The 5103-nt window shown below is 58.4% G+C and carries 2 rRNA genes; both read right to left on the reverse strand.

Features of this window, described 5'->3' with window-relative positions:
• Positions 1–80 precede the first annotated feature (80 nt).
• Positions 81–3184, reverse strand: a 23S ribosomal RNA gene (locus ABGB12_RS34965).
• Between the two features lie 400 nt (positions 3185–3584).
• Positions 3585–5097, reverse strand: a 16S ribosomal RNA gene (locus tag ABGB12_RS34970).
• Together the 16S and 23S rRNA genes form the textbook arrangement of a ribosomal RNA operon.
• Positions 5098–5103: the final 6 nt, after the last annotated feature.

A 5103-nucleotide genomic window follows, 5' to 3' on the forward strand; every position in this document is an offset into this window, starting at 1 on the left:
TAGCGCGGGTTCGCCGGCTGTTTTCCGGGAACCGCACAGGGACGCGAGCACACAGTCAGTCTCAGAAGAATTCGGTGTGTGTAGTCAAGCCGCTCGGCCTATTAGTACCGGTCGACTCCACACGTTGCCGTGCTTCCATCTCCGGCCTATCAACCCAATAGTCTGTTGGGGGCCTTACCCACCGTAAGGTGGAGGGAGTCCTCATCTGGAGGCAGGTTTCCCGCTTAGATGCTTTCAGCGGTTATCCTTTCCGAACGTAGCCAACCAGCCGTGCCCTTGGCAGGACAACTGGCACACCAGAGGTTCGTCCGTCCCGGTCCTCTCGTACTAGGGACAGATCCTCGCAAGACTCCTACGCGCGCAGCGGATAGGGACCGAACTGTCTCGCGACGTTCTAAACCCAGCTCGCGTGCCGCTTTAATGGGCGAACAGCCCAACCCTTGGGACCTACTCCAGCCCCAGGATGCGACGAGCCGACATCGAGGTGCCAAACCATCCCGTCGATATGGACTCTTGGGGAAGATCAGCCTGTTATCCCCGGGGTACCTTTTAGCCGTTGAGCGACACCACTTCCACACGTAGGTGCCGGATCACTAGGCCCAGCTTTCGCTCCTGCTCGACCCGTCGGTCTCACAGTCAAGCTCCCTTGTGCCCTTGCACTCGCCACCTGATTACCAACCAGGCTGAGGGAACCTTTGGGCGCCTCCGTTACTCTTTGGGAGGCAACCGCCCCAGTTAAACTACCCACCAGGCACTGTCCCCCACCCCGATAAGGGGCGCGGGTTAGACGGTCGAAACGACCAGAGTGGTATTTCACCAATGACTCCACCCGAACTAGCGTCCGAGCTTCACAGTCTCCCACCTATCCTACACAAGACATTCCAAACGCCAATGCCAAGCTATAGTGAAGGTCCCGGGGTCTTTCCGTCCTGCTGCGCGTAACGAGCATCTTTACTCGTAGTGCAATTTCGCCGGGCCTGTGGTTGAGACAGTGGGGAAGTCGTTACGCCATTCGTGCAGGTCGGAACTTACCCGACAAGGAATTTCGCTACCTTAGGATGGTTATAGTTACCACCGCCGTTTACCGGCGCTTAGATTCTCAGCTTCGACCCTTGCGGGTCTAACCGGTCCTCTTAACGTTCCGGCACCGGGCAGGCGTCAGTCCGTATACAGCGTCTTACGACTTCGCACGGACCTGTGTTTTTAGTAAACAGTCGCTTCCCCCTGGTATCTGCGGCCGCACCCAGCTCACGGAGCAAGTCCGATCACCGGCCACGGCCCCCCTTCTCCCAAAGTTACGGGGGCAATTTGCCGAGTTCCTTAACCACAGTTCACCCGATCGCCTTGGTATTCTCTACCTGACCACCTGAGTCGGTTTGGGGTACGGGCCGCCAGTACACTCGCTAGAGGCTTTTCTCGGCAGCATGGGATCACTCACTTCGCCTAAAACGGCTCGGCATCACCTCTCAGGCACATGAAGCACGGATTTGCCTATGCTTCGCCCTACGGGCTTACCCCGGGACTACCATCGCCCGGGCTGAGCTACCCTCCTGCGTCACCCCATCGCTCACCTACTACCCGATCAGGTCCCGGGCTCCCCCACATCTTCTTCACCCGAAGGATCCGAAGAGGAGTTCACGCGGTTAGTATCACGAGGTTCGGCGTTGGCGCGTACCGGCGGGTACGGGAATATCAACCCGTTGTCCATCGATTACGCCTGTCGGCCTCACCTTAGGTCCCGACTTACCCTGGGCGGATTAGCCTGCCCCAGGAACCCTTGGTCATCCGGCGGAACGGTTTCTCACCGTTCATTCGCTACTCATGCCTGCATTCTCACTCGTGCAGCCTCCACCACTAGCTCACGCTGCGGCTTCACCGGCTGCACGACGCTCCCCTACCCAACCAGACTCTCGTCTGATTGCCACGACTTCGGCGGTGTGCTTGAGCCCCGCTACATTGTCGGCGCGGAATCACTTGACCAGTGAGCTATTACGCACTCTTTCAAGGGTGGCTGCTTCTAAGCCAACCTCCTGGTTGTCACGGCAACTCCACATCCTTTCCCACTTAGCACACGCTTAGGGGCCTTAGTCGATGATCTGGGCTGTTTCCCTCTCGACTACGAACCTTATCGCCCGCAGTCTCACTGCCACACTCTCACTCACCGGCATTCGGAGTTTGGCTGACGTCAGTAACCTTGTGGGGCCCATCGGCCATCCAGTAGCTCTACCTCCGGCGAGAAACATGTGACGCTGCACCTAAATGCATTTCGGGGAGAACCAGCTATCACGGAGTTTGATTGGCCTTTCACCCCTAACCACAGGTCATCCCCCAGGTTTTCAACCCTGGTGGGTTCGGTCCTCCACACCGTCTTACCGGCGCTTCAACCTGCCCATGGCTAGATCACTCCGCTTCGGGTCTACAGCATGCGACTGAACGCCCTGTTCAGACTCGCTTTCGCTACGGCTCCCCCACACGGGTTAACCTCGCCACACACCGTAACTCGCAGGCTCATTCTTCAAAAGGCACGCCATCACGGACAGCAGCAAGCTGCTGGAGACGCTCTGACGGCTTGTAGGCACACGGTTTCAGGTACTATTTCACGACCCCTCACCGGGGCACTTTTCATCTTTCCCTCACGGTACTTGTCCGCTATCGGTCACCAGGGAGTATTCAGCCTTACCACGTGGTCGTGGCAGATTCACACGGAATTTCACGGGCTCCGTGCTACTCGGGATCCCACCCAAGAGGCAACACGATTTCGTCTACCGGACTCTCACCGTCTGCGGTCGGCCTTCCCATGCCGTTCGACTACCGAGCTGCTTTGTAACTCTTCGAACCCCCAGCGGAGGATTCAAGGTGGTCCCACAACCCCGACCGTGCAACGCCCGCCGGCTATCACACACGATCGGTTTAGGCTCTTCCGCTTTCGCTCACCACTACTCACGGAATCACTCTTGTTTTCTCTTCCTGCGGGTACTGAGATGTTTCACTTCCCCGCGTTCCCACCAACCTGCCTATGCATTCAGCAGGCGGCGACACCCCATCACGGGTGCCAGGTTTCCCCATTCGGAAATCCCCGGATCAAAGTCTGGTTGCCGACTCCCCGAGGCATATCGCAGGCTCCCACGTCCTTCATCGGCTCCTGATGCCAAGACATCCACCGTATGCCCTTAAAAACTTGAACCACAACACAATTGGCCCAAATACCAAGACAAACTGTGAACCAAAAGAAACACTCGCAACGAACCGAAGTCCGTCGACAGATATTTCCAGGCTCTTAATTGCTTAAGATGCTCGCGTCCACTGTGCAGTTCTCAAAAAACAGACGGCCCAGACGAAAACCCCCGGAAGACGGGGGCCGCGGTCTGGCCGCGTGGTTCCGAAAAAACGGATCGCCCGTTTCTTCAGGACCCAACAGCGTGCTCAATCAGGTGGAACCCCCGGGCATCCCGTTCCACACCCCCGAAGAGGCTGTACTAGCGATGCGGCGATCCCGCCGGACTGAATAGTCAGTGCTCCACTGCTAACGAGCAGCTCAGTGTCACGACCGTTGTGGTCGTGGATCTCGAGCTCGTGCTCCTTAGAAAGGAGGTGATCCAGCCGCACCTTCCGGTACGGCTACCTTGTTACGACTTCGTCCCAATCGCCGGCCCCACCTTCGACCGCTCCCTCCCTTGCGGGTTGGGCCACGGGCTTCGGGTGTTGCTGACTTTCGTGACGTGACGGGCGGTGTGTACAAGGCCCGGGAACGTATTCACCGCAGCGTTGCTGATCTGCGATTACTAGCGACTCCGACTTCATGGGGTCGAGTTGCAGACCCCAATCCGAACTGAGACCGGCTTTAAGGGATTCGCTCCACCTTACGGTATCGCAGCCCTCTGTACCGGCCATTGTAGCATGTTTGCAGCCCAAGACATAAGGGGCATGATGACTTGACGTCATCCCCACCTTCCTCCGAGTTGACCCCGGCAGTCTCCCATGAGTCCCCACCATTACGTGCTGGCAACATGGAACGAGGGTTGCGCTCGTTGCGGGACTTAACCCAACATCTCACGACACGAGCTGACGACAGCCATGCACCACCTGTCACCGGCCCACAAGGGACCCCGCATCTCTGCGAGTTTTCCGGCGATGTCAAGCCTTGGTAAGGTTCTTCGCGTTGCGTCGAATTAAGCAACATGCTCCGCCGCTTGTGCGGGCCCCCGTCAATTCCTTTGAGTTTTAGCCTTGCGGCCGTACTCCCCAGGCGGGGCGCTTAATGCGTTAGCTGCGGCGCGGAAACCGTGGAAGGTCCCCACACCTAGCGCCCAACGTTTACGGCGTGGACTACCAGGGTATCTAATCCTGTTCGCTCCCCACGCTTTCGCTCCTCAGCGTCAGTACAGGCCCAGAGAACCGCCTTCGCCACCGGTGTTCCTCCCGATATCTGCGCATTTCACCGCTACACCGGGAATTCCGTTCTCCCCTACCTGCCTCTAGTCTGCCCGTATCGGATGCAGACCCGAGGTTAAGCCTCGAGCTTTCACATCCGACGCGACAGACCGCCTACGAGCTCTTTACGCCCAATAATTCCGGACAACGCTTGCGCCCTACGTATTACCGCGGCTGCTGGCACGTAGTTAGCCGGCGCTTCTTCTGCAGGTACCGTCATCTTCGTCCCTGCTGAAAGCGGTTTACAACCCGAAGGCCGTCATCCCGCACGCGGCGTCGCTGCATCAGGGTTCCCCCCATTGTGCAATATTCCCCACTGCTGCCTCCCGTAGGAGTCTGGGCCGTGTCTCAGTCCCAGTGTGGCCGGTCGCCCTCTCAGGCCGGCTACCCGTCGTCGCCTTGGTGGGCCACTACCCCACCAACAAGCTGATAGGCCGCGAGCCCATCCCCGACCGAAAAAACTTTCCACACCCAGCCCATGCGGGCGGATGTCGTATCCGGTATTAGACCCAGTTTCCCGGGCTTATCCCAGAGTCGGGGGCAGGTTGCTCACGTGTTACTCACCCGTTCGCCGCTCGAGTACCCCGAAGGGCCTTTCCGCTCGACTTGCATGTGTTAAGCACGCCGCCAGCGTTCGTCCTGAGCCAGGATCAAACTCTCCATTAAGGTCCA

Origin of the sequence: Actinocorallia sp. B10E7, assembly GCF_039871655.1 — a bacterium.
Taxonomy (GTDB): Bacteria; Actinomycetota; Actinomycetes; order Streptosporangiales; family Streptosporangiaceae; genus Actinocorallia.